Source organism: Corynebacterium sp. HMSC05H05, from assembly GCF_001807265.1.
In the GTDB taxonomy this organism is placed as follows: domain Bacteria; phylum Actinomycetota; class Actinomycetes; order Mycobacteriales; family Mycobacteriaceae; genus Corynebacterium.
Genome location: NZ_KV788374.1, coordinates 1 through 24248 on the forward strand (window position 1 = coordinate 1; position 24248 = coordinate 24248).

27 protein-coding genes, 1 other RNA gene and 1 riboswitch are annotated in these 24248 nt (G+C 63.5%); of the genes, 11 read left to right on the forward strand and 17 right to left on the reverse strand.

What is annotated here, in order from left to right; translation table 11 throughout:
* Positions 1-17: 17 nt before the first annotated feature.
* Complete coding sequence (locus HMPREF3151_RS02660) at positions 18-299, reverse strand: hypothetical protein (protein ID WP_070473223.1); 282 nt, start codon at positions 297-299, stop codon at positions 18-20.
* Positions 293-1270 carry a winged helix-turn-helix domain-containing protein gene (locus HMPREF3151_RS02665; RefSeq protein ID WP_141741284.1) on the reverse strand — a complete coding sequence of 326 codons (978 nt, stop codon included), beginning with the start codon at positions 1268-1270 and terminating at the stop codon, positions 293-295. Before HMPREF3151_RS02665 ends, HMPREF3151_RS02660 begins: the two co-directional genes overlap by 7 nt.
* 125 nt (positions 1271-1395) lie before the next feature.
* Here HMPREF3151_RS02665 and HMPREF3151_RS02670 point away from each other — a divergent pair, with 125 nt between their 5' ends.
* A complete protein-coding gene (locus tag HMPREF3151_RS02670; RefSeq protein WP_070473229.1) occupies positions 1396-2733 on the forward strand; it encodes an MFS transporter in 1338 nt (445 codons plus the stop codon).
* Complete coding sequence (locus HMPREF3151_RS11500) at positions 2730-4316, forward strand: N-acyl-D-amino-acid deacylase family protein (protein ID WP_083290144.1); 1587 nt, start codon at positions 2730-2732, stop codon at positions 4314-4316. Before HMPREF3151_RS02670 ends, HMPREF3151_RS11500 begins: the two co-directional genes overlap by 4 nt.
* Here the strand turns inward: HMPREF3151_RS11500 and HMPREF3151_RS12095 are convergent.
* The 10 genes from HMPREF3151_RS12095 to HMPREF3151_RS02725 form a co-directional block, all read right to left on the reverse strand.
* Positions 4313-4651, reverse strand: a complete 339-nt coding sequence (locus HMPREF3151_RS12095; RefSeq protein ID WP_070473234.1) for a type 1 glutamine amidotransferase family protein — start codon at positions 4649-4651, stop codon at positions 4313-4315. The two genes, HMPREF3151_RS11500 and HMPREF3151_RS12095, sit on opposite strands and share 4 nt — an antisense overlap.
* 106 nt (positions 4652-4757) lie before the next feature.
* Positions 4758-5192 (reverse strand): hypothetical protein, encoded by a 435-nt coding sequence (locus tag HMPREF3151_RS02685; protein ID WP_070473237.1) that lies wholly within the window; start codon positions 5190-5192, stop codon positions 4758-4760.
* A 17-nt stretch (positions 5193-5209) separates the two neighbouring features.
* The gene (locus tag HMPREF3151_RS02690; protein WP_210383707.1) at positions 5210-6310 is read right to left on the reverse strand and encodes a ThiF family adenylyltransferase; all 1101 of its coding nucleotides are present in this window, start codon (positions 6308-6310) and stop codon (positions 5210-5212) included.
* Positions 6311-7093, reverse strand: coding sequence for a thiazole synthase (locus HMPREF3151_RS02695; RefSeq protein ID WP_070473240.1), 783 nt, complete (start codon positions 7091-7093; stop codon positions 6311-6313). It lies immediately after the preceding gene.
* A gap of 2 nt (positions 7094-7095) precedes the next feature.
* The gene (gene thiS, locus HMPREF3151_RS02700) at positions 7096-7290 is read right to left on the reverse strand and encodes a sulfur carrier protein ThiS (protein WP_070473243.1); all 195 of its coding nucleotides are present in this window, start codon (positions 7288-7290) and stop codon (positions 7096-7098) included.
* Positions 7287-8354, reverse strand: a complete 1068-nt coding sequence (thiO, locus tag HMPREF3151_RS02705; RefSeq protein WP_070473246.1) for a glycine oxidase ThiO — start codon at positions 8352-8354, stop codon at positions 7287-7289. Before thiO ends, thiS begins: the two co-directional genes overlap by 4 nt.
* A gap of 148 nt (positions 8355-8502) precedes the next feature.
* Complete coding sequence (locus tag HMPREF3151_RS02710) at positions 8503-9168, reverse strand: thiamine phosphate synthase (protein WP_070473249.1); 666 nt, start codon at positions 9166-9168, stop codon at positions 8503-8505.
* A complete protein-coding gene (locus HMPREF3151_RS02715) occupies positions 9161-9412 on the reverse strand; it encodes a DUF7218 family protein (protein WP_070473252.1) in 252 nt (83 codons plus the stop codon). Before HMPREF3151_RS02715 ends, HMPREF3151_RS02710 begins: the two co-directional genes overlap by 8 nt.
* Positions 9413-9594: 182 nt before the next feature.
* Positions 9595-10071 carry a hypothetical protein gene (locus HMPREF3151_RS02720; RefSeq protein WP_070473255.1) on the reverse strand — a complete coding sequence of 159 codons (477 nt, stop codon included), beginning with the start codon at positions 10069-10071 and terminating at the stop codon, positions 9595-9597.
* A 24-nt stretch (positions 10072-10095) separates the two neighbouring features.
* Complete coding sequence (locus tag HMPREF3151_RS02725; RefSeq protein WP_070473258.1) at positions 10096-10965, reverse strand: cation diffusion facilitator family transporter; 870 nt, start codon at positions 10963-10965, stop codon at positions 10096-10098.
* A gap of 137 nt (positions 10966-11102) precedes the next feature.
* Here HMPREF3151_RS02725 and HMPREF3151_RS02730 point away from each other — a divergent pair, with 137 nt between their 5' ends.
* Together HMPREF3151_RS02730 and HMPREF3151_RS02735 are read left to right on the forward strand one after the other, a co-directional pair.
* Positions 11103-11270, forward strand: coding sequence for a glycerol dehydrogenase (locus HMPREF3151_RS02730; protein WP_070473261.1), 168 nt, complete (start codon positions 11103-11105; stop codon positions 11268-11270).
* A gap of 29 nt (positions 11271-11299) precedes the next feature.
* On the forward strand, positions 11300-13042 hold the full coding sequence (locus HMPREF3151_RS02735; protein ID WP_083290145.1) for a BCCT family transporter: 1743 nt from the start codon (positions 11300-11302) through the stop codon (positions 13040-13042).
* A 32-nt stretch (positions 13043-13074) separates the two neighbouring features.
* Here the strand turns inward: HMPREF3151_RS02735 and HMPREF3151_RS02740 are convergent, their stop codons facing one another.
* The 3 genes from HMPREF3151_RS02740 to HMPREF3151_RS02750 are packed head-to-tail and all read right to left on the reverse strand — an operon-like array spanning position 13075 to position 15966.
* Positions 13075-13479, reverse strand: coding sequence for a GNAT family N-acetyltransferase (locus HMPREF3151_RS02740; protein ID WP_246815181.1), 405 nt, complete (start codon positions 13477-13479; stop codon positions 13075-13077).
* Between the two features lies 1 nt (position 13480).
* Positions 13481-14734 carry a DUF418 domain-containing protein gene (locus HMPREF3151_RS02745; protein ID WP_070473266.1) on the reverse strand — a complete coding sequence of 418 codons (1254 nt, stop codon included), beginning with the start codon at positions 14732-14734 and terminating at the stop codon, positions 13481-13483.
* 17 nt (positions 14735-14751) lie between these two features.
* Positions 14752-15966, reverse strand: coding sequence for an amidohydrolase (locus HMPREF3151_RS02750; protein WP_070473268.1), 1215 nt, complete (start codon positions 15964-15966; stop codon positions 14752-14754).
* A 99-nt stretch (positions 15967-16065) separates the two neighbouring features.
* Here HMPREF3151_RS02750 and HMPREF3151_RS02755 point away from each other — a divergent pair, with 99 nt between their 5' ends.
* Positions 16066-16923, forward strand: a complete 858-nt coding sequence (locus HMPREF3151_RS02755; RefSeq protein WP_070473270.1) for a chymotrypsin family serine protease — start codon at positions 16066-16068, stop codon at positions 16921-16923.
* 9 nt (positions 16924-16932) lie between these two features.
* Here the strand turns inward: HMPREF3151_RS02755 and HMPREF3151_RS02760 are convergent, their stop codons facing one another.
* Positions 16933-17733 (reverse strand): inositol monophosphatase family protein, encoded by an 801-nt coding sequence (locus HMPREF3151_RS02760; RefSeq protein WP_246815182.1) that lies wholly within the window; start codon positions 17731-17733, stop codon positions 16933-16935.
* Positions 17734-17740: 7 nt separating this feature from the next.
* A complete protein-coding gene (thiC, locus tag HMPREF3151_RS02765) occupies positions 17741-19540 on the reverse strand; it encodes a phosphomethylpyrimidine synthase ThiC (protein ID WP_070473298.1) in 1800 nt (599 codons plus the stop codon).
* Positions 19534-19646: riboswitch (TPP riboswitch) on the reverse strand. Its footprint overlaps the gene before it by 7 nt.
* Before the next feature lie 57 nt (positions 19647-19703).
* On the opposite strand from thiC, the gene prfB reads away from it, so the two are divergent.
* The 6 genes from prfB to ssrA all read left to right on the forward strand — a co-directional run bounded on the left by prfB (position 19704) and on the right by ssrA (position 24242).
* Positions 19704-20804 (forward strand): peptide chain release factor 2, encoded by a 1101-nt coding sequence (gene prfB / locus HMPREF3151_RS02770; protein WP_070473273.1) that lies wholly within the window; start codon positions 19704-19706, stop codon positions 20802-20804.
* A 198-nt stretch (positions 20805-21002) separates the two neighbouring features.
* Positions 21003-21695 carry a cell division ATP-binding protein FtsE gene (gene ftsE, locus HMPREF3151_RS02775; RefSeq protein ID WP_070473275.1) on the forward strand — a complete coding sequence of 231 codons (693 nt, stop codon included), beginning with the start codon at positions 21003-21005 and terminating at the stop codon, positions 21693-21695.
* 2 nt (positions 21696-21697) lie between these two features.
* Complete coding sequence (gene ftsX / locus HMPREF3151_RS02780) at positions 21698-22600, forward strand: permease-like cell division protein FtsX (protein ID WP_141741285.1); 903 nt, start codon at positions 21698-21700, stop codon at positions 22598-22600.
* A 16-nt stretch (positions 22601-22616) separates the two neighbouring features.
* Positions 22617-23114 carry an SsrA-binding protein SmpB gene (smpB, locus tag HMPREF3151_RS02785; RefSeq protein ID WP_070473276.1) on the forward strand — a complete coding sequence of 166 codons (498 nt, stop codon included), beginning with the start codon at positions 22617-22619 and terminating at the stop codon, positions 23112-23114.
* Between the two features lie 20 nt (positions 23115-23134).
* Positions 23135-23785 carry an SDR family oxidoreductase gene (locus HMPREF3151_RS02790; protein ID WP_070473278.1) on the forward strand — a complete coding sequence of 217 codons (651 nt, stop codon included), beginning with the start codon at positions 23135-23137 and terminating at the stop codon, positions 23783-23785.
* Positions 23786-23850: 65 nt separating this feature from the next.
* Positions 23851-24242: a transfer-messenger RNA gene (ssrA, locus tag HMPREF3151_RS02795) on the forward strand.
* The last annotated feature ends 6 nt before the right edge of the window (positions 24243-24248 follow it).

The following is a 24248-nucleotide window of genomic DNA, read 5'->3' on the forward strand; positions in this document are numbered from 1 at the left end:
CACCACACCGCTACCAACTAGCCGGTCGCAACACGCAGCTTCGAGTTGAACGCGATGATGCGGCCGCGGTCGGCGTAAATGTCGTTAATCTCGCCGACGCGGATGACGCGGCTGAGTTCCCGGGTGCCGATGAAAAAGTGGCCCTTGGTGTCACTGGCGACGAACGTGGTGCCGTAGCGGCGCAGCTGCAGATTGCCCATCTTCGGGGCGCTGGCGAAGGCGTTGGTGTCGGCGCAGTTCCACGCGTCCCACTTCCCCAGGTTCATGGCGTTGGCCTGGCCGTAGCGTTTGTTCACCACGGTTGTGGTGTCACATGCCCGATTTGATGTCCTCGCCGATCAAGCACCCATCCGTAAACTTTCTCCATCCCGGAACAGATTTCGTAGTCCATGATTCTTGCTGTGGGATGTGTCTTTTCGATCCGTGAAAGCAGGTCACTGATAAGGTGAGCGTCACGTACGCCGAAAACTGCTACCACATTGTTTGCGCTGATCACTTCCGCACAGAAGCGGGATTCCGACCATTCGCTAAGTTCTCTAACCAATGCTCTGGCTGAGTCCTGGCTCGCACGCATGCTCACCACGATGGAGAATTTGTAGTCGAACTTTCGACGAGCCACATCGCACCGAAAAACCATTACCCGATCATCCAGTAGCCGATCTCGCGAGCGCTGAACCGAACTCGACGAGGCCCCCACTACTGCTGTGATTTCTCGGATCGATGCCCTCGCATCCTTCGATAACGCAGAAAATACCTTCTTGTCGAGGGGGCTAAACGATCTGTGAGGGGGTGGAGTGTCTTCGAGCGGTAGGGGAAGGGGAGTGTTGAGGCCCGGGTGATCGATGATTTCCTGCTTCCATGTGACGCCTCCTCCGATCGCAACGAAAGGGTAAACAGTGAGGTCGTCCGCGTCTCGCAGCTCGGGGTAATTGTCTTGCAGTGCTGAAAGCGCTTTTTCTAGATCATCACGGATGATGAGGCCGAAGTAACGGTTGACACCGGGAAGGCGCCCGACCGTGACGAGGTCATTCTTGTAAAGCAAGCTCGCTAGGTGACTTTCTTGGACCGAGAACTTGATAAAGAGGCCGGCAGATGCACTGGGGTGTAGAGCCGCTCCTGTCCAAGCGAGTCCTTCCTCTGTGAGTCGCCGCCATCTTCGTTGAACAGTCGATTCAGACAGCCTGATTTCTTTCGAAATTTCTTTAAGACTAATCGTGGGGTCTCTTTGGATGTAGTCGACAATCTCAAGGTCCGTGATGTCAACGTGCATATAAGTCACCCTATTGGTTAAAAAATGCGGAAACTGATTGTTTTTAATGAAAATAATGCAATCTGAAGCCTAGAGCACAATCGACTCTAATCTGTGGCAAATCCCCGCATAGGAAAGGAAAAGTGATGTTGATCGCACGGGAACATCGTGAGGATGCTTTATTTAAGAAGATAAACAAGCGAGTTTTGCCGCTTCTCCTGCTTTGTTATGTGTTTGCGTACCTGGATCGAGTCAATCTTGGTTTTGCAAAGTTGTATATCCAAGATGACTACCCCTACTTGACAGATGCAGTATTCGGTCTTGCAGCCGGCATCTTCTTTCTCGCATATGCAAGTCTTGAGATTCCTAGCAACCTTTGGATGAACCGGGTAGGGGCGCGTCGAACGATCACCCGAATCATGGTCCTGTGGGGGCTAGCGTCCTCGGCAACGATGTATGTTTCCGAAGCGTGGCACCTCTATTTGTTACGAGTTCTCCTAGGGATTTTCGAGGCAGGTTTTGCACCGGGAATCATTCTGTACCTGACCTACTGGTACCCGGCGAAGCGCATGGCTACTGCGATGGGCGTTTATATGCTCGCTGGTCCAATTGGCTCGATTCTTGGCTCCGCTGGTTCGGCGTTAATTATCGAGGGAATGGATGGAGTTCTAGGCCTATCCGGATGGCAGTGGATGTTCCCCATTCAAGGGTTGCCGGCTGTCGTGCTCGGAATCATTTTCTGGTTCACGATGGCGGATTCTCCCGAAGAAGCGAATTGGTTGAGCGAGGAAGAAAAGCGCACGCTTGGCGAAACTTTGGAAAAAACAGCGGAAGGTCATACCTCGACTAAGTTTTCCGATGCGCTCAAGCTGCCGCAGGTCCACGTTATGGCTGCCGCATATTTCGGCATCATGTGTGGCATTTACGCCACGAGTTTCTGGCTTCCATCGATTCTGGGGGACTATGGCGTCGAAGATCGTTTTCAGAACGGCATGCTGACTTCGTTGCCGTACTTCGTCACCATCGTTGTGATGATCATGATCACGCGGAGCTCGGACAAACAGCGAGAGCGGTTCTGGCACACATTTATCCCGTCCTGCGTCGCAATCGTCGGGCTCGTTGGTGCTGCTTTTGTAAAGACGGAGGCTTTTCTGCCACCCTACCTTCTGCTGCTGGTCGCTGTTTGTATGGTTTGGGCCGCTTACACCGTCTTTTGGGCTGTTCCTGGTGAAATTTTCGGAGGAACCGCCGCTGCTGGCGGGATTGCATACATCAACACATTTGGGATCCTGGGCGGGTTTGTTGCCCCAACCATTATGGGGTATGTCCGGGATGCGACCGGATCCTCCGCCGGTGGCCTCATGGCGATGGTGGCACTCCTCGTGGTTTCCAGTGTCGCGCTCATAATTCTCAAGCGTATTGAGCTCGATCCAGCCCGCGAGCGCCAAGCCGCCGAGCAAGAAGAGAGTGAGGCAGTGAAGTGACGCATACTCTGTTGACTGGCGCCCTTGTTCTTGACGGTGACGGATCCGAGCCGAAGGCTCTTGACCTGTTAGTAGAGGGGACCTCTATCAAACGAGTGTTCTCTCGTGCCGAGAAATCCTCAGTGAAGGCAGACAACGTAGTTGATTTAAGCGGCTACTTCCTCTCTCCAGGTTTCATAGAAACACACGCGCACTCGGATAACTCGCCTCTCCTAGAGGTTGAAGACATATCGAAGGTGATGCAGGGGGTTACAACGGAAGTAGTTGGCAATTGCGGTTTTAGCTTGGCGCCGATCAACTCAGCCACGGCCGATGGTTTTTATCGGTTAGTAAGGCGCATTTTTCCAAGTCAAGAGTTTGAGTGGAAGTCATATCGTGAATACGTGTCGGCGATTGAGCAGGCAGGTCCAATAACCAACTACGCGATGCTCGTTGGGCATAACTCTCTCCGTATTGCGGTGAAAGGGGAGGACTCGTCAGAACTATCAAGAGCGGAGAAGCTAGAGCTGTCGAGGCTGCTGGATGACGCCTTGGAGGAAGGTGCTGTTGGACTATCGTCCGGCCTGATTTATCCCCCTGGTGTATTTACTCCACCAGACGAGCTTGGATACCTAGTGAGTAGGCTTCCTTCATCTGCGGTCTATACCAGCCATATGCGAAATGAAAGTCTTGGGCTGCTCGAGAGTATCTCTGAGATTCTCGGGCATGCAGTGAATTCGCGGGCAAAGGTACATATCTCGCACTTGAAATTTGCGAACAAGCAGAAGCGCTCGCTTATACCGGATGCGCTAGAGCTTCTTCGGCGGAGTCGTGATAGGGGGATGCGTATTACGCAGGACCTCTACCCGTATCCGGCAGCAAGCACGATGCTCACGGCAGTTCTTCCGCCATGGATGCACGCTGGTGGTAGCGAGCGTTTGCTCCAATATCTGAAGAGCGAAAAAGATCTCAACACCGCACTTGACCAAATCGAGAACTCATACGACTTTGAGAACTTCGCACGTGCTGCAGGCTGGGATGGAGTAGTGATCGGCAGCAGCAAGACGGGCCGATTCGATGGAAAATCGATCCTGGAGCTCTCGCATGTCTTTGATCTCGATCCGGGGCACGCGTTAGCTCGCGTGCTAATTGAAGAAGACCTTCAGGTTTCGATGGTGGTGCATGCAATGCAAGAAGAAGACGTTATCGAAATCTTGGAAGACCCGTTCACGACAATCGGGTCCGATGGTTTGCCATTGGGCACCGGAGGGCGACCGCATCCACGGACGTATGGGACGTTCGCTCGCATCCTTGACCGGTACGTTGGCCAGGAGAAAGCGATCTCCCTGCCTGAAGCGATTCGACGGATGACGAGCCTGCCCGCCGATATCTTCGGTTTTACAACCAGGGGCAGGATCAAATCAGGTATGACCGCAGACTTGGTCGCTTTCAGACAAAGTGGTGTTACCGATAACGCCACTTTTACGGACCCTGTCCGACACCCTGATGGCATTGACCATGTCTTTGTCAATGGAGCTCATGTGGTTCGAGATGGGGAATGGACCGGGACTCGCTCCGGCGAGGTAGTGAAAGCAAATCACTAGCTCAGAGTTTCCAGCACTGCTTCGCTGACGCCGGCAGCGCTCATAGGGTTCTGGCCGGTGACGAGGTTGCCGTCGACAACCACGTGCTTGGTCATCGAGATTGTGGCGGTGGTGTACTCGCCAGCCTGTTCGTTCAGTTTGTCCTCGAGGCTGAACGGGACCTCGTCGGTGCCGGCGCACATGAGACCCGGCATGGTGTCCACCAGGCTGAGGCAGTGGATGAAGTCCTGGACGTTGATGGCGTAGACACCGCAGCGCACAGTGTCCTGTTGGTTGGCAAACGTGGCGTACGGCGGCTGCGCGGGTAGCGCGCCGTGGGCGGCGGGCCACTCCACGCCCTGCGGGATTGAAGCTCTCGCTGGCGGAAGCGCTAGAAGTGCTTGTGGTGGTGGCGGTCAAAGAAGCGATGACGCCGCGGAGACGAGTGCGCGTGAGATTCTTCTAGAGCTTGAACAGCACCTGGTTGGTGGCGCCGGCGCGGATGATCGCGCGGGTGGCAATGTCCGCCACGTACAGGTTGCCGGAGAAATCCGGGGCGATGTAGGCGGAGCCGAGCTGCTTGACCTGCAGCGGGTTCAACTTCTGTGGCGGGTTAGTAAAGCCCTGGTTCCAGCAGTGGACAGCGGCGGATCCGTCACCGACGCTTACGGCCGGGGCGAGCTGCTCCGGCGGGTTGCACTCCGGCTGTGCCTTGCGTGCGGGGTCGGATACGCAGATGGTCTTCGTGGTGCCGTTGACCTGGTAGATCTCACAGCGGACGTCGCCTGCGGCGTTGGAGTAGGCGGCGCTGTTGGCGGATGCGGCCGGTGCGAGCGTGGCAGCGGCGGCGATGAGAGTGGCGGTGGCAACAATGGGGGCGGTCTTTGTGATCTGCATGACAAAAGTATTGCAGTTTATGTCCAGCGTTGCACGCCACCGGGCAAAGATTTCAAAGAAATCCCCAAAGTTTCGGCCAGGGCGCCATGCTTCTCGACGAACCCTTCGGAGCGCACACCACCAGCGCAATACACAACAACCTCGTCGCCGGGCGAGAACTGCTCAAGCGTCCTCGATACCGCCTCCGGGTCCCGCTCCACCTCGCTGAGCGGGAGGTTTATCCCGGGCACGGGCAGATCCGCGATCGCCTTCTCGTGCGGTTCGCGGACGTCGAGGGAGGGGAGGTGGTGGGCCGTGAGGGCGTCGAAAAGCTCTTGCCCTTCGGTGTTCACGGTGCACGCCTCGGTGTAGGTGCCCAGAGTGGTGGCGAGCTCGCGCGCCGGGTCGCGGGTTACGGTGAAGCGGCGCATCGTGGCGGAAAGCGCGTCGTACATGTGCAGCCTGCCCACCTGAATCTCGCCGATGCCTGCGAGGAACTTCACCGCCTCGGTGGACATGAGCGAACCGACCACCGAGGTGGTCACGCCGAGCACGCCGGCGGTGGCGCAGTCCGGCACGGAATCCGCGTCCGGCTGGGTGGGGTAGAGGTCGCGAAGACCCACCCCATCCGCGGGCGCGCCGGGGCCAGACCACCACAGAGCGATGTCGCCGCGGTAGCGCAGCACGGAGCCCCACAACAGCGGCGTGCCGGTGACCTCGGCGGCGTCGGCGGCGAGGAATTTGGTGGCAAACGTGTCGGAGCCGTCGATGAGCAAGTCGATGCCCTCGAGCGCCTCGATGAAGTTATCGGGGCTGAGCCTGTTGTTCACCGCCGTGACCTGGATGTCCGGCTGCAGGGCGCGCAACCGCTCGGCGGCCACGTCGACCTTCCGGCGGCCCACATCTTGCGCGCCGAAGAGGATCTGGCGGTGGATGTTGGTTAGATCCACCGTGTCGTCGTCCCACACCGTGATGCGGCCGACGCCGGTTGCCGCCAGCGTCTGCATGACGGGGCAGCCCAGGCCGCCCGCGCCGATGACCAGCACGTGGGCGTCGTAAAGCCGCTGCTGCTGCTCCGGGCCGAAGTCGGGCAGGTTCATCTGGCGCGCGGTGCGCTTGAGTTCTCGCTCGGGCAGCACTTATAAAACCTCGTCCGCCCAGCTGGCCAGGCCATCGAAGGTGGAGGACGCCACGGCGTGCTCGCGCTTCGGAATCCGCCCGGCGGCGCGCGCAAGTCTGCCGGCCTCCACCGCGTGCCGCATGGCCTGCGCCATTGCCACCGGGTCCTGGCAGCGGTTCACCGCGCTCGCCAGCAGCACGCCCGAGCACCCCAGCTCCATGGCGAGCGATGCGTCGGAGGCGGTGCCCACGCCAGCGTCGATAAGCACCGGCACCTCCGCGCGTGAGCAGATCAGCTCGATGTTGTGCGGGTTCAAAATGCCAAGCCCGGTGCCGATCGGCGAGCCCAGCGGCATCACTGCCGCCGCGCCCAAGTCCTCTAAGCGCTTGGCGGCTACCGGGTCGTCGGAGGTGTAGGCCAGCACGGTAAAGCCCTCGTCGACGAGCATCTCGCAGGCGTCCACGGTCTCCACCACGTCGGGAAGCAGCGTGCGGTCGTCCGCGATGACCTCGAGTTTCACCCAATTGGTGCCCAGCGCCTCGCGCGCCAGCTTCGCCGTGATCACCGCGTCGCGCGAGGTGCGGCAGCCGGCGGTGTTCGGCAGCGGCGCGATGCCCAGGCGCTTCAGCAGGTCAAACACGCTCTCCCCGCCGCCGGTTTTCGCGCTGTGGCGGCGCATCGCCACCGTGGTCAGCTCCGTGCCGGAGGCCCTCAAGGCCTGCTCCAGCATGTCAAACGAGCTCGCCCCGCCCGTGCCCATGATCAGGTGCGAGCCGAACTGCTTTCCGGCGATCTCCAGCACGTTTAGCCTCCTTGCACTGCGGTGAGGATGTCGGCGGAGCAGCCGTCGATAAGCTTGCGCCCCCATTGCGATCGCGGCACGACTTCGCCGTCGATGGCCACTGCGGTGCCGTCGGCGGGTGCGCCGACCTCCGCCACGAGTTCCTCCACCGTCGCGGCGGCGGTGGTGGCCGCTTCTCCGTTGAGCGTGATGTTCATGAATGCCTCCTCGGGTCGCACGCGGTCAAGTCTATTGAGGGCTCATGCCTATCGACGAGCTCCGCCCCAACCCGCGCCCCCAACCCCGCCAGCAGAATCCCGTGCCGGAAGTAGCCAGTGGACACGACCGTGCGCTCGTCGACGCGGCCGAGGTAGGGCAGGTCGTCCGGCGTGCCGGGGCGCGCGCCCGCGGTGGCCTCGACGAAGTCGCACTCTTCCAGCGCCGGAACGAGCTCGATGGCGTCACGCAGCAGCTGGTGGATGCCCTGGACCTGGGGCTGACCGCGACCGTCCTCACGGGTGGTCGCGCCGATGGTCAGCGTGCCGTCTTTTCTAGGGATGAGGTAGACGGGGCGGTCCTCCACAAACCCGCGGACCACCCGTGTTAGCAGCGGGTACTGGTGCTGCGGGACCCGCACGTGCAGCACGTCGCCGTAGACCGGGCGCAGATCCAGGCCTTCCACGAGGTGTTGGGCGCCGAGGCCGTTGGCAACGACAACCTGGTCGGCGTTGTCGAGCTGGTCGAGGCGGTCGATGCGGTTGGTGGTGAAGGCGACGTTGGCGGACCGGCAGGCGCGGATAAGCGCACGCGTAAACAGGCGGGGCTGCACCTGGTGGTCGCCGTCGATGCTGACAGCGCCGTTGATGGCGGGGGAGAGCGCCGGCTCGAGCTTCCGGGCCTGGCGCACGGTGAGCTTGTCCACAGCCATGCCGTGCCGGGACTGGTAATCGCGCAGCTCGTTCAGGTGGGTCTTGTCCGCGATGTCGCGCGCGACCACGAGCGTGCCGTCCGTGCGGTAACCCGTGGGCAGGTCCGTGTACTTGGCGGTGAGTTTGATCAGGTTCGGGTACCACTCGGCGGAGGCGCGCATCAGCGGGAAGAGAGGGTCCTGCTTGTACACCACCTCCGCAGTCGGAGCGAGCATGCCTCCCGCGTGATGGGAGGCGCCGGAGGCAGGCTCGGGGTCGTGGACCGTGACCGTGTGGCCGCGGTCTGCCAGGGTAAGTGCGGTGGCCAGGCCGATAATTCCTGCGCCGACGACCGAAACATTCACGCTTGACAGGGTAGCGCGTTCGTGTCGGTGTGGAAGCGAGTTTCGTGTGGTTCAGCCGGACCTCAGCGACGCCCGTGCGCACAGACCCTGAGGAACAAAGCACGAGTTTGCCCTAATTTCGGCCTTACTCAGGGGTGCTTCCTCTGGGGTTGTGTGGCTAGCTCGTGGCTGCGTGGGCCTGCGCACCGCGGTCGAACTCGGCGACGACGCGCTCGCAGTACGCCTTCGAGTCGCCGGCGTGCATGATGCCGCGCACGATGGCCAGCCCATCCACGCCCTGGGCGGCGAGATCGTAGGCGTCGTCGGCGGTGACGTCGCCGATGGCCACCAGCGGCAGCTCGGAGGCGGCCACCAGCTCTGGGTAGCCGTCGAGCCCGATCGGGGCGCGGCCGGAATCCTTCGTCGGGGTGGAGCGGAACGGCCCGCAGCCGATGTAATCGATGACGTCCCTGTTCTCGTTGGCGGCCTGGACCAGCTCCAGGGTGCCGGTGGTCAGGCCGATGATCGCGTCCGGGCCAAGCAGCTCGCGCACCACCCGCACGTCCAGGTCGTCCTGGCCGACGTGGACGCCGGAGATGCCCTGGTTGCGGAGGGCGGCGGCGACGTCGGCGCGGTCGTCGATAAGCACATGCGTTTGCGGGTTGACGGAGTGGACTGCTTCTGCGACGGCGCGGGAGAGCGCGTAGAGCTCGCGTGCGGAGATCGGCTTCGAGCGCACCTGGATCACGCCCGCGCCGCCGGCCGCGGCCTGGCGGGCGCGCTCCACGACGTCCGCGCCCTGGCCAGTGACGAAGTAACAGCGCAGGTCAAGCGGCTTAGTCACGCAGCGCCTCGATGAGCTCGTCTTTGGTCATCTCGGAGCGCCCCTCGATGTCGAGCTCCTGGGCGCGTTCATACAGCTCGTCTTTGGTCCAGTCCTCGTAGGAGCCGGACTCGCCGCCGCGCTCGCCGACAGCCGAGCGGCCGTCGCGCGCCGCCGCATTCGCGATGGCAGCCGCCTTGGACTTGGAGTTGCCCTCGCGCAGCAGGGCCTCGTAGAGCTCGGGATCCTTGATCGAATCAGCCATGGGGACAGCCTATGCGTTTTCGGGCTGGGGCGGGCTGCGGATCTGCTAGTTGCCCAAAAACAGAACTAGCAGATGACGCTGTTGCTGAAATCGGGTTCCAGTATCACCTGGGCAAACGAAAAGTTGGACACTTGATTTGCTAGTTGCCCTGAGGTGCTTACTAGCACATCAGCTCGGGGTTGCTACTTCGACGTGCGATGTGCGATCCAGCGGTCGATGCCCCACCACATCAACGGCGTGAACGCCACAGCGATGAGCCAATACAGCAGCCAGAAACTTCCGGCCATGCCGGTGACCACGATGAGCCCGACCAGGACAAGCGCAGTGATGACACTGGCGAGCACGCACTTGCCCAAGCTGGCTGTTGTCTCCGGCTTGGTGTTGGCCCCGGAGAACTTCCGGTCCATCGTGGCGATGAGATCCCGCCCAAACACGACGGAAAACACCACGTAGAACGCGGCAAAGCCGTGGAAGAAGTCGGCTTGGCCCGTGTTGTGCAAGTCGTAGGCTGCGTAGATGAGTAGTAGCAAGTCGATTGCCGGTGTCGCCGCGAGCAGCCACAAGCCGAGCCGCGGTTGGTGGAAGGTGTAGCGCATGAGCAGGCCGAGAAAGAGGCACCCCCAAAACGCGACCTCGGCGATGAGCAATGCTGCAAACATGCCCGCGAGACTAACAGCGCGAAACTACACCGACATCGGGCCGGTGCGGGTGGGATGGCCCAGCGGCTCCACGTGCACGATGGTTTCCGCGCCGCCGAGGGCTTCGGCCACGCCGACCTCGACCTCGTCGGCGTGGTCGTGGGCGTGCGCGACGGTCCAGTCGCCGGGGACCTGCATGACCAGGTTGACCATGCGCTCGCGGCCGGCGGCGGTGGTGCGTACCGAGGTGAACTTCACGCCGTTAGCGGCGCCGTACTCGTCCAGGTAGGCGTGGACGATCTGGTTTTCTTCCTTCGGCAGCGACTCGGAAAGCAGGCCCAGGATCGCGCCCTTGAGCAGCTTGTAGCCGGTGAACATGATGTTCGCGCCCACCACTAAAGCGACGATTGGGTCGAGTGGCTGCCAGCCGGTCAGCCACACCAAGGCCATGCCGACGATGACGCCGACGGTGGTCCAGACGTCGGTGAGCAAGTGGTGCCCGTCGGCGTCGAGGGTGGTGGAGCGGTACTTCTTGCCCGCGCGGATCAGCACCACGCCAACGGCGCCGTTGATGGCGGTGGCCACGACGGAAAAGGCCAGGCCGATGCCGAGCTGCTCCACCGGCACGGGGTGGATCAGCCTGTCCACGGCGGTGACCATGATGGCCACAGAGGCCAAGAGAATCAGTGAGCCTTCCACCTGCGCGGAGAAGTATTCGGCGCGGGCGTGGCCGAAGTGGTGGTTCGCGTCCGCGGGCTTGGCCGACAGCTTCAGCGCCCACAGGCCCACCGCGGCGGCGATGAGGTTGATGCCGGATTCGATGGCGTCTGAAAGAAAGCCCACCGAGCCCGTCACCCAGGCGGCGGTGGCCTTCAACACAATGGTCAGCACCGCTGCGGCGATGGAAAGCCACATGAATCGTTCGAGGAGTTTTTGCTCGTTATCAGCCACGGTTGTCGTCCCTCTCAAGCCCGCGTTGCAGAGGCTGAGCCTAGCAAATCGGTACCGTGGTTCGAACACACCGCAAATTAAAGCTCAGGAAGGTTTTCACTATGGGACGTTGGGTCGTCGCAATCGCGGGTGCCGTTATTGGCGCGCTGTTTTTCGGTTGGCTGCTGCAGATGCTGGGGGTGACCGGCATCCTCTACACCGTCGGCGTGCTGGTGGGCTCCGCCGTCACGTCTTCGCTTGCCGGCACGCTGATCAAGCCCGGACGCTAACACCACCAAAAATCTAGATAGGACCACGCATGGCGCGCACACGCCGTTTGCAAACTGACCCCCTTATTTTCTTCTCCGCGCTGGGTTTCATCCTGGTGTTCGTCGCCGCCACGCTGGCGTTCGGCGACCGGGCCCGCGAAACCTACGCGGACATCTCCGGCTGGCTTATGGACCACTTCACGTGGCTCTACGTCGGCGGCGTCTCTGCCACGCTGATCTTCCTGATCGTGGTGTTCATCTCCCGCTACGGCAACCTGCGCTTGGGCGATGACGACGACGAGCCGGAGTATTCCTACCCCGTCTGGTTCGCGATGCTCTTCGCCGCAGGCATGGGCGCGACGCTGATGTTCTGGGGTGCGGCCGAGCCGCTGAACCACGCCTACAACCCGCCGCGCGGCGGCTACGACTCCATGAGCCGCGACGCGATTATCCAGGCGTTCCAGTTCACCTACTACCACTTCGGCATCCACATGTGGGTCATCTTCACGTTGCCGGGTCTGGCCGTGGGGTACTTCGTCTATAAGCGAAAAATGCCCGCGCGTATGTCGTCGATGTTCTCGCCGCTGCTCGGCGGCAAGGTGTACGACACCCCGGGCAAGTTGCTCGATGCGCTGGGCATCATCGGCACCGTCTTCGGCCTCGCCGTGTCCGTGGGCCTGGGTGTGCTGCAGATTTCTGCGGGCATGAACATTCTTTGGGACGTCCCGCTGGTCACCCCCGTACAAATCGGCATCATCTGCGCGATCACCCTCGCCGCGTCAATTTCCGTGGCCACGGGCCTGGACAAGGGTGTGAAGATCCTGTCCAACCTGAATATCGCCGGCACGATCCTGCTGATGATCTTCGTGCTGTTCACCGGCCCCACGCTGAAGCTGCTCGGCCAGATCACCGAGTCCTTCGGCATCTACGCCCAGTCGCTGCCGGAGCTGATGTTCTGGGTGGACTCCTACAACGACAACCCGGGCTGGCACGCCACCTGGACCGCCTTCTACTGGGCGTGGACGATCTGCTGGTCGCCGTTTGTGGGCATGTTCTTCGCCCGCATCTCCCGTGGCCGGACCGTGCGCGAGTTCATCGGCGGCACGCTGCTTTTGCCCACCACCTTCGACCTGATTTGGTTTTCCATCTTCGGCCGCGCGGCCATTGACATGGAGGAGCGCGACCCGGGCGTGCTCACCACCCCGGTGGTGGAGGAGGGCGATACCCCGCAGGCGCTGTTCACCCTGCTCGCGGATTACCCGCTGTACGCCGTCACCGGCACCGTGGCGTTGGTGGTGATCGTGTTCTACTTTGTCACCTCGATGGACTCCGCTGCCCTGGTGATGGACATGTTCGCCTCCGGCGAGGAGAACAAGTCGCCCACCTTCTACCGCGTGGGCTGGGTCGTGGCCGTCGGCTTGGTCACCGGCGCGCTGCTGTTTATCAATGACTCCGGCATCGAAGCCCTGCAGCAAGTGGTGATCATCATCGCGCTGCCGTTCTTCTTCATGTACTTCGTCATGATGTACTCGCTGATGAAGGCGATGAACGACGACTCCGCCGCGGCGCGCAAGACCCGCTCGCGTACCTGGGAGAAGACCGACACCGCGGAGAAGCTCGAGGAGGGCGAGAACAAGCCGGCCCCGGGCTACGACTCTGAAGGCAACGAGGTCGAGCGCCCCGAGCTCGAGTACGACGCGGAGGACGATTCCTGGAAGTTCCCCGAGGGCTTCAGGTTGGATCGCAGCGGCGAGAACGACACGCTTGTCGACGACCGCAGGTCCGACCAGTAGCAGGTTAACCTGCAACGATGCGGCTTGAGCCCCTAGCGGGCCAGCCGCATTTTTCTGTGCGGGACGCCGGTGTCCAGGAACTCCTCGCCCTCGGCAACAAGCCCGAACTGCTCATAGTAGCCCACCAGGCCGGACTGGGCCTCCACGATGAGATCGCCGTCGAAGCGCTCGGTGTATGCGACGCCGGTGCGCACGATCTCCGGGCCGAGGCCGGACCCGCGGAAATCGGGGTGAACCACAAACCGGCCGAAGCGCGAGCCGTCCTCGGTGGGGAAGACGCGGGCGCAGCCGGCCAGCGTGTCGCCGTCGAAGACGAGGATGTGGCGGGTGTCGGGGTGGGCGTCCTGGTCGTCGATCTCGTTGAAGGGGCAGTTCTGCTCGGCCACGAATACGTCCACACGCAGCTTGTACAGCTGGTGGACCTGCATAGGTGTCATCTCATGCAGTGATTTGAGGCTGATCATATTTCGGCTCAATCCTTCCCGTCTTGCCGTAGGAGAGGTGGCGGTGTGCCCACTCGAACGGGCCTTGCTTGCCCGCCCGATCCAGTGCCACCGCCAGCAACAGGCTAATCAGCCACACCACAAAGCCGATGATGAGCTTGCCGGTGACCGAGGCGTCCAGGCCGATGCCCAAAAACGCCGGGGTGCAAATAGCGATGAAGAGGAACGACTGCGCGAGATACCCCGACATGGAGCGCTTGCCCAGCGCCACGAACGCGCGCGCCCAACCCGGGACCCGGTTGTTCAGCTCGTCTGTGGCCAGCGCGAGCAGCGCCAGGATGCCCGGGCCGGTGAGGTAGCCGAGCGCCTGGTTGAGCACGAACAGTGGCAGCTCCCACTCGTCCGGCAGCACGCCCGCGGCGGCTAAGCCCCAGGGCAGGCCGACGCAGAGGATGATCAGCCCGGTGATGATGCTCCAGGTGATGAGGGTGCGGCGGTGCGCGTGGACGTCGGTAAGCACCTGCTCCCGCGCCCACACGTAGCCGATGATGGCAAGCGATAACAGTTGCACCGCAGCGAACGGCTGCACGGCCAGCAGCCCAAGCGCCATGTCCAGGTTGGACGAGAAATACTCCCCGAAAGTGTCGAAGGTGACGGTGGGTTCGGTCTGGTTGAAGCCGCCGGACGCGTCGAAGTAGAACGACGCGATGCCGCCAGCGACGCCGAAAGCTGTGAACAGGCCGAGGATGGTGTAGGCGATGATGCGCAGCGTTTTTGAACTGAGCGTGAGCATCGCGGCGAGCAGTATGCCCACGAGGCCATAGTTGAACATGATGTCGCCGTAGAACAGCAGGAACATGTGCGCCACACCGAACAGTGCGAGCGCGCCGTAGCGGCGGTACAGCACGCGGCGGGCCTGTTTGGCGGGGTAGTGCTTGCGGTACAAGCTGGCCGCCACCAGCCCGAAGCCGAAGCCCAGCAGCGTGGAGAACATCGGCAGGCCGCGCACGTGGATGAACATGGCCGCGAAGACGGCGCTTACCTGGTCGATCACGCTGTCCGGGCGCACACCGCCCACGGACCAGCCCACCCGGGACTGGTCCTCCGACCAATCGTTGATAACCCAGGCCTGCGCGGCGTTCGCCATCGCGATGCCCAAAAGGGCGGTGCCGCGCGCCAGATCCGGGACGATCAGGCGGGGGCGCTGCTGCTGGGGCTGGTGCTGTTCGGCGTTAGCGGCTTCGTGCATGCGCTCAAGGTACCGCCTCAGCCCCTCATGAGCCACGGGGAGATGCCGGCAATGATCGCGCGGGTGGACAAATCCAGCACCGGATCGAGGTCGGGCGCGAACTTTGGCGAGTGGTTGTAAGGGGCGTCCGGGTCGCTGTTGCTGCCGACCACCCAGTAGAAATACGGCACGCCCCACGCGTTGGCGATGGTGGGGAAGTCCTCCGAACCGGACAGGCGTCCGAAGTCTCGCGTCTGTTCGCCGAACTGTTCTGTAAACGCGGCCATGACTGTCGCCGTGGTGTCCTCGTCGTTCCAGAACTCCGGCGCCGAACCAACGATTTCAAACTCTGGTTCGCGCTCGCAGCCGGCATTCTCGCATTCGCCGCGCACGATGCGTGCGATGTCCGCGTTGATCTTCTCGGACATCTCGTTGGTGTAGGTGCGGGTGGAGACCTTCAGCTCCGCCGAATCCGGGATGGTGTTCGGAGAATCACCACCGTGCACCGCGCCGACGGTGAGCACCGCCATCTCCTGCGGATCCACGCCGCGGGAAATGATGGTCTGCAGGCTCAAGATGATCTTCGCGGCAATGACCACGGGGTCGATGCCGGTGTGGGGCATGGACCCGTGGGAGCCGGAGCCGTAGATAGTGATCTTGGTCTGCACGCACGTGGCAAGCACCGGGCCAGCGAGAGCGCCCACGCCGTAGCCCTCCATCATCGTGCCGACGTGCTGGCCTAAGACCACGTCGGGTTTTTGGATTGTGTCGGCCAGCCCGCTGTCTTTCATGTCTTTCGCGCCGGCTCCTGTTTCCTCGCCGGGCTGGAACAGGGCGATGAAGGTGCCGGACCACGCATCGCGGTGCTGGGCAAGTACCTCCGCCGCGCCCAACAGGGCGGCAGTGTGCATGTCGTGCCCGCAGGCGTGCATGCGCCCCAGGGCCGGGTCTGCGGAGTAGTCGAGGCCGGTGTCCTCCGCGATCGGCAGCGCGTCGAAGTCGGCGCGGAAGCACACCGTCGGGCCGTCACCGTTTCGTAGTACACCGACCTGGCCGGTCGCGCCCACTGGCGTGACGTCGTAGCCGATGGCGGCGAGCTCTTCGGCGATGCGTGTGGACGTTTCCACCTCCTGCATCGCAAGCTCCGGGTGTTGGTGGAACCACTTGTAGAGGTCCTCGCGCTTTTGACGTGTGGTGTCGATGGCCGGTTCAAAGTTGGCGAGGTGCCCAGTCAGTTTTGGCGATTGCGTCATGGCCACACTGTAGCTGCGCGCAATGCCTACGCGCGGAGGAAAAGGATGTGGTTGAATGTCTCTGTTGATACTCATGTTGCCAATGTGATTGGGGTTGCTATGCGCCGCTCGTCCGCCGCCCGCCTGCTTACCGCCGCGTTTCTAATTGCCACCTCAGCGGCTATCGGCAGCCCCGCGGCGCACGCCCAGCAGGCGGAGGCGCCGGTAGGCGACCTGCTCAATTACGTGTGGCGCACCGACCCGGTGTCCAAAGCCCTGGCCGGAAAGCCCATGGCGGACAAAGTCCTGCACCGCGTGCCCGGCTCCTTCTTCGATGCCCCGCGCACTCCGGCCGAATCCGACGAAGCGATGCGTCGCGGCCGCGCCCTCTACGGCCCGAGCACCCCGCTCTACGTCGGGTCCGAGCCCGGCAAGGAAGTAATGTGCACCACCACGGCGGCCGGCTACAACGACCGGGGCGAGAAAATCGCCGTCACCGCCGGCCACTGCGGCAACGTCGGCGACGCCGTACGCTCCGCGGACTCCTGGCAGCTCGGCCGCACCGGTACGATCACACACGTCAACCGCGAGCTGGACTACGCCGTGATCACGCTCGCCGACAACGCCGAGGTCACCCGCTCCTACAACGGCGTGACCGTCAACCACCTGGGCGGCGCACCGGTGAAGCCGGGTGGCGTGGTGTGCAAGACCGGCGTGGCCTCCGGCACCACCTGCGGCCACACCTACACCGATTGGGAGCAGCGCAACACCAACCAGGTCTGCGCCATGCAGGGCGATTCGGGTGCGCCGCTGATGGTGGGCGACCGCGTGATCGGCATGATCAACGGCGGCATCTGGGGCCCGCCGTTCAACGTGGCCTGCCGCACCCCGCTGCAGGGCCCGCTGCACGCGCCGACGGGTGCGCTGCGCATGGACTCCGTGCTCGGCGACATCCCGGGCGGCTTCCGCCTGCCCTAGCCCGGGCGGCTAGCCCTGCAGGTGCTCGGCGATCTCGTCCACGATTCGCGAGTTACCGGCAACGCACCAGGTCACGCCACCGGCTTCGACCTTCGTGCATCGGCCGCCGACGGCCTCGACCAGCGCCTTGCCCGGCAGCCAATCCCAGTCCGGCACGGTGTGCTGCAGCCACGCGCCCATCTGCCCGGACGCGAGATTCGACAGGTCAACAGAACCGGCGCCCATCATGCGCATCGTCGCCGCGCCCGAAATTACGCGCAGCCACGCCTCGCGCACATCGTCGTCGGCCATAAACGTCGGGTGCAGGTAGGTCACCACAGCGCTTTCGCTTAGCGACGACTCCGCCAGCCCCCGAAGCTCCACCCCGTCGCGCGTGGCCACGCCGTCCGCCGCGATCCACGTGGTGTCCGTGGCGGGGCGGTGCACGGCGCCGATGGCGGGGGAGTGGGCGGAAGTGTCGTCGGTAAGCGCGAGCGCCGAGCAGAAGTAATCCGAGCCCTGCGAGAAGTTGTAGGTGCCGTCCACCGGGTCGATCACCCACGTGCGGCCGGTGGCGGACGGGCGGGAAGCGCCCTCCTCGCCGATCACGCCGTCGTCGCCGCGCAGTGCCTGAAGCGCCTCGGCCACGAAGCGCTCGGCGGTGCGGTCGGCTTCCGTGACCACGTCGGAGACGGAGGTTTTTACCTCCGCGTCCAGGCCCTCGGCGCGCATGCGCAGCGCCAGCTGGCCGGCGTGTCGCACGAGCGCGGCTGCGAGCTCGGCGTCGGAATCGTTGCGGTGGTCGGAAATAAACTGCTGCGTATCGGTCACGCGGCCATTATGGCGCAGTCGGGGACTCCTCGCCCTCCTTGAGGTACACGTTCGAGCCCAAGTCGCGGAATTCGCGCGCCATCTCCTGTTCGCCCTCGCGCGCGTCGGAAGATGCGGCCGGGGCGTCGGCGTCGAAGTCGAAGGACGGCATGCCAAGGTCCGCGATCTGGTCGCCGAACTCGTCGCGGATGTCCTGCGAGATGCGCATGGAGCAGAACTTCGGGCCGCACATCGAGCAGAAGTGCGCCGTCTTCGCCGGCTCCGCCGGCAGCGTCTCGTCGTGGTAGGACTGCGCCGTCTCCGGGTCCAGGGACAGGGCGAACTGGTCGTGCCAGCGGAACTCGAAGCGGGCCTTGCTCATTGCGTCGTCCCAGTCGCGCGCGCCTGGGTGGCCCTTGGCCACATCGGCTGCGTGGGCGGCGACCTTGTAGGTGATCACGCCGGTTTTCACGTCGTCGCGGTTGGGCAGGCCCAGGTGCTCCTTCGGGGTGACGTAGCACAGCATCGCCGTGCCGCCGGCCGCGATGTTGGCCGCGCCGATGGCAGAGGTGATGTGGTCGTAGCCCGGCGCGATGTCCGTGACCAGGGGGCCGAGCGTGTAAAACGGCGCGCCGCCGCACCACTGCTCTTCCTTTTCGTTGTTGACCTGGATCATGTCCAGCGGCACGTGGCCGGGGCCTTCGATCATCACCTGCACGTCGTAGTCCCAGGCGCGCTTGCACAGCTCGCCGATGGTTTTCAGTTCCGCGAACTGGGCGGCGTCGTTGGCGTCGGCCACGGAGCCGGGGCGGAGGCCGTCGCCAAGCGAGAATGCGACGTCGTACTGGGAGAAGATCTCGCACAGCTCGTCGAAGTTCTCGTACAGGAAGGATTCCTTGTGGTGGGCGAGGCACCAGCCGGCCATGATGGAGCCGCCGCGGGAGACGATGCCGGTGACGCGCTTGGAGGTCAGCGGCACGTACGGCAGGCGCACGCCGGCGTGCACGGTCATGTAGTCCACGCCCTGCTCGCACTGCTCGATCACGGTGTCGCGGAAGATCTCCCACGTCAGGTCCTCCGCGATGCCGTTCACCTTCTCCAGCGCCTGGTAGATCGGCACGGTGCCGATGGGAACCGGGGAGTTGCGCAGGATCCACTCGCGGGTGGCGTGGATGTCGTCGCCGGTGGAGAGGTCCATCACGGTGTCCGCGCCCCAGCGGGTGGCCCAGCGCAGCTTGTCCACCTCCTCGCGGATGGAGGAGGTCACCGCGGAGTTGCCGATGTTGGCGTTGATCTTGGTCAAGAATGCGTTGCCGATGATCATCGGTTCGCTTTCCGGGTGGTTGACGTTGTTCGGGATGATCGCACGCCCCGCGGCGACCTCTTCGCGCACCTTCTCCACGTCGCAGTGCTCGCGAAGTGCGACGAACTCCATCTCGCGGGTGATCTCGCCGCGGCGGGCATATGCCATCTGGGTCACGCGCTTGCCGTCTTTTGCGCGCAGCGGCGTGCGGGTCTCGCCGCGCCACTCTTCGCTGGCGGCGCCGCGTTTGACGGCTGCGCGGCCGTCGTCAAGCAAATTGCGCTCGCGGCCTGCGTACTCCTCCACGTCGCCGCGCGCCGCGATCCACTCGCCTCGCAGGCTCGGCAGGCCCACCTCCGGCTCCGTGTGCGGGCCGCGGGTGCGGTAGATCTTGAACGGCTCGTTCGGCCCGGTGGGGGAGTCATCCAGCTGGATCGCGGTCTCCGGAACCTCCAGCCCGTCTTTCACAATCGGGGCGTAGGAGTGCTTCGGGTGGATTTCATGGGCATAGATGTCGTGAGCCACGACCTTCTCCTTCCTTCGCTGGTGCTAACCAGACAGGTTCGAACGGTGCTCGCGCGGGCGTCAGCGCGATCTCAGCCCGGTGCCCCGGGCGCCCGTGTGGGGTCGCAGGCCACTGTATCCCGTCTTGGTGGCCGCGTCAGGCGGTTCGCTAGACTTTGCCCCTATGCAGCCGGAAACTCAGACGCGGATCAAGGACTTAAGCTCCACACTTTCCACCATTGAGAAGGTGATGGACCTGGACGTCCTGCGCGAGCGCGCCCGCGAGCTGGAGGCACAGGCCGGGGACCCGTCGCTGTGGGACGACCCGGCGCACGCGCAGCAGGTCACCACCGAGCTGTCGAATGTGCAGGCGCGCCTGAAGAAGGTCACGTCGCTGCGCTCGCGTATCGACGACCTGCCGGTGATGTACGAACTCGCCGAAGAAGAAGGCGACGCCTCCATGGCCGACGAGGAGCTCGACGACGTGACCGCGCAGATCGACTCGCTGGAGGTGCAGACCATGCTCTCCGGCGAGTACGACCAGCGCGAAGCCGTGGTGCACATCCGCTCCGGCGCCGGCGGGGTGGACGCCGCGGACTGGGCCGAGATGCTCATGCGCATGTACACCCGCTGGGCCGAAAAAGCCGGCCACAAGGTGGACATCTACGACATCTCCTACGCGGAGGAGGCCGGCATCAAGTCCGCGACCTTCGTCGTGCACGGCGAGTACCTGTACGGCCAGCTCTCGGTGGAGCAGGGCGCGCACCGCCTGGTGCGTATCTCGCCCTTTGACAACCAGGCGCGCCGCCAGACCTCGTTCGCCGAGGTGGAGGTGCTGCCCGTGGTGGAACAGACCGACCACATCGACATCCCGGACTCCGACATTCGCGTGGATGTCTACCGATCCTCCGGCCCCGGCGGGCAATCGGTGAACACCACCGACTCGGCCGTGCGCATCACCCACATCCCCACCGGCATCGTGGTGACCTGCCAGAACGAGAAGTCCCAGATCCAGAACAAGGCCTCGGCGCTCAACGTGCTCCAGTCCAAGCTGCTGGAGAAGAAGCGCCAGGAGGAAAAGGCCGAGATGGATGCCCTCGGCGCCGGCGGCAACGCCAGCTGGGGCAACCAGATGCGCTCCTATGTCCTGCACCCATACCAGATGGTCAAGGACCTGCGCACAGACTTTGAAGTCGGCGACCCGCAGAAGGTCCTCGACGGCGACATCGACGGGTTCTTGGAGGCCGGCATCCGCTGGCGCATGGCGCAGCAGCAGGAGGCTTAGGAGGCATCGGTCCGGGATGCGGTGACGGATGTGGGGCTTCCTGGGGTGGTTCGGCGTGGGTTCCTGACAGATTACGGCAGCCTCTTACATCGACCTGGGGCGATAGGATCCGACTGACAGATTCCGCCGCGATGTGTCTTGGGCGCGCGTTCGCCGACAACCACTACAGCCACATCAGTAACAGGTAAGGTGTGTCGCGTGATCCGATTCGACCATGTGACCAAGGCGTACCCGACGTCGACGCGCCCCGCGCTCGACGACGTCACGCTCGACATCCCCGACGGCGAGTTCGTGTTCCTCATCGGCGCGTCCGGCTCCGGCAAGTCGACCTTCCTGCAGCTTCTCATCCGCGAGGAAAACGTCTCCTCGGGCGACATTTTCTTCAACGACTTCCACGTCAACGCCCTAAACGGCAAGCAGGTGAACAAGCTGCGCCAATCCATCGGCTACGTGTTCCAGGACTTCCGCCTGCTGCAGAACCTAAGCGTCTACGACAACGTCGCGTTCGCGCTCGAGGTCATCGGCAAGCCGAAAAACCGCATCGCCAAGCTCGTCCCCGACGCCCTCGAGCTGGTCGGCCTCGGCGCCAAGGCGAACCGCATGCCACAGGAACTGTCCGGTGGTGAGCAGCAGCGCGTGGCTATTGCGAGAGCTTTCGTCGATAAGCCAAAGCTCATGCTTTGCGACGAACCAACGGGCAACCTCGACCCCGGCACCGCCGACGAAATTATGGCGCTGCTCGCCCGCATTAACCGCATGGGCACCACAGTGATCATGTCCACGCACAACGCGCGAGCGGTGGACGAGATGCGCAAACGCGTGGTGGAGCTGCAGCTGGGCAAGATCGTGCGCGACGAGGAAAACGGCGTGTACGGGGACGTGAGGAGGTAGCCGTGAACTGGGAGTTTATTTTCCGTGAGGGTGTCAAGGGCCTGGGCCGCAACCTCACCATGACCATCGCGCTGATCATCACCACCGCACTGTCGCTGGTGTTGGTGGGCACCGGCGTGCTGATTTCCAAGGCCACCACGCAGACGAAGGACCTGTACCTGGACCGCGTCGAGGTGATGGTGGAGCTGGACGAGGACATCTCCGCGAACGACCAGGACTGTTCCTCGGACCGCTGCAAGCAGGTGCGCGACACCCTGCAGGCGGACGACCGCGTGGAGCAGGTGACCTTCCGCTCCCGCGAGCAGTCCTACGAGCGCTTCAAGGAACTTTTCCAGGATTCCGAGCCGGAGCTGGTGCGCGAGACCGCCCCGGACGCCTTGCCGGCCGCGCTGCACGTGCGCCTGGCGGACCCGACCGACACCTCGCCGCTGGACACAATCCGCTACATGGACCAGGTGGAGGTCATCTCCGACCAGGCGGACACGGTGCGCTCCGCCGCCGGGACACTGAACACGTTCCGTAACGTCGCGTTCGCGGTGGCGGCAGCCCAGGCGCTGGCCGCGGTGTTCTTGATCTCCAACATGGTGCAGCTGGCGGCGTACAACCGCCGCGAGCAGATCGGCATTATGCGCATGGTGGGTGCCTCGCGCTGGTTCACCCAGGCGCCGTTCGTGCTGGAGGCGGTGCTGTCCGTGCTGATCGGCGCGGTGCTGGCCACCGTCGGCGTGTGGGCTGGCAAGCAGCTCATCGTGGACCCGCTGCTGGGCGACCTCTACGCCAACCAGCTTATCGCGCGCGTGCCGGACAGCACCGTGTGGGCGGTCATGCCGCTGGTCGGCATCGTCGCCATGGTGCTCGGCGGGCTGGCCGCGCAGGTGGCGCTTCGCTCTTACGTGCGCAAGTAGTACACTTGGCGCTCTTATGTCCAAGAAGAACAAGAAGCAGAAGCTTTCCAACACCGGTGTGCTTGCCACCAACCGGAAGGCTCGCCATGACTACACCATCTTGGACACCTGGGAGTGCGGGCTGGTGCTGCAGGGCACCGAGATCAAGGCCTTGCGCGAAGGCAAGGTCTCGCTGGTGGAGGCGTTCGCCACCATCGACAACGGCGAGGTCTGGCTGCGCAACATGCACATCCCGGAGTACTCCCGCGGCCACTGGACCAACCACCCGCCGCGCCGCACCCGCAAGCTGCTGCTGCACCGCCGCGAGATCGACTCGCTGGAAGGCAAGGTCCGCGACGGCAACCGCACCCTGATCCCGCTGTCGCTCTACCTCAAGGACGGCCGCGCCAAGGTCGAGCTGGGCCTTGCCCAGGGTAAGCAGGACTACGACAAGCGTCGCGACATCAAGCGTCGCACCGAGGACCGCGAGATCACCCGCGAACTAGGCCGCAAGCTCAAGGGCATCAAGGCCTAATTTCGCTACGGTGGGTGCCTATGAAGAAGGCACTGATTACTGGAGCATCCCGCGGCATCGGCCGCGCCATCGCCGAGGACCTGGGCAAGGACCACCACATTTACGCCGGCGCGTCGAAGGACGCATCCGGCATCGTTTCCGCGCTGCCCAGCGCCGAGCCGTTCGAGGCGGACCTGACCGACACCGACGCGATCTTGGAGGCTGCCTCCAAGATTGAGGAGCTGGACGTGCTCGTGCTCGCCGCCGGCGTGATGGACGGCGGCCCGCTCGAAGAGCTCACCGACGACAAGTGGCGCGAGATGATGGAGGTCAACCTCTTCGCCCCAGTCACGCTCACCCGCGCGTTGCTTCCCGCTTTGCGACGCTCCTCCGGCCTGATCATCACCATCAACTCCGGCGCCGGATTCCACGGCATCGCCGAAAACTCGGCCTACTGCGCGTCCAAGTTCGCGCTGCGTGGGTTTACTGAAGCGCTGGCGCAGGAGGAGGCCGGCAAGGTGCGCGTGACCTCCCTGCACCCGGGCCGCACCGACACCGACATGCTCGCCGGCAGCAACGACCAGCCCAAGATGGCGGCCGACGAGGTGGCCAAGGCTGCGCGTCTCGCCGTCGACGCCGGACCGGGTGCCGTCGTTGAGTTTCTCCGGGTGCGTCCGGCGTTTACGTCGTAAAGCCTCTTGTGCTTTTTGGGGCCCATGCGGTAGAGTTCTTTCTCCTACGTTTCTTCGTAGTTGAAGGGGTCGATTCTGGTTTCGACTTCATCTACTTAGCCAGGGGAAGCGTGCCGGTGCAGGCAGGAGACCACCGTAAGCGTCGCTGTAATTAATAAACGCAGAGAAGAACTCTCAGCGTGACTACGCCCTCGCTGCCTAAATAGAAAGGTCCAGCGACCTGCGTGTCCGTCAGGCCGGGGATGTCCCCGACCCGGTACCTGGCGTCGACTCAGGGGACTTGCCTTCCGGCTCTGTCAGTGGGGCCTTGGAAGGGACACCTTTCACTGACTGGGCCCGTCATCCGGACATGTTCGACTGATCCGGAGGGTCGATGAGAGACAACGTGCGAACTGCGCACGGAGAAGCCCTGGCGCGGTGATGAAGGACCCGGGTTCAATTCCCGGCGGCTCCACCGAAAAAC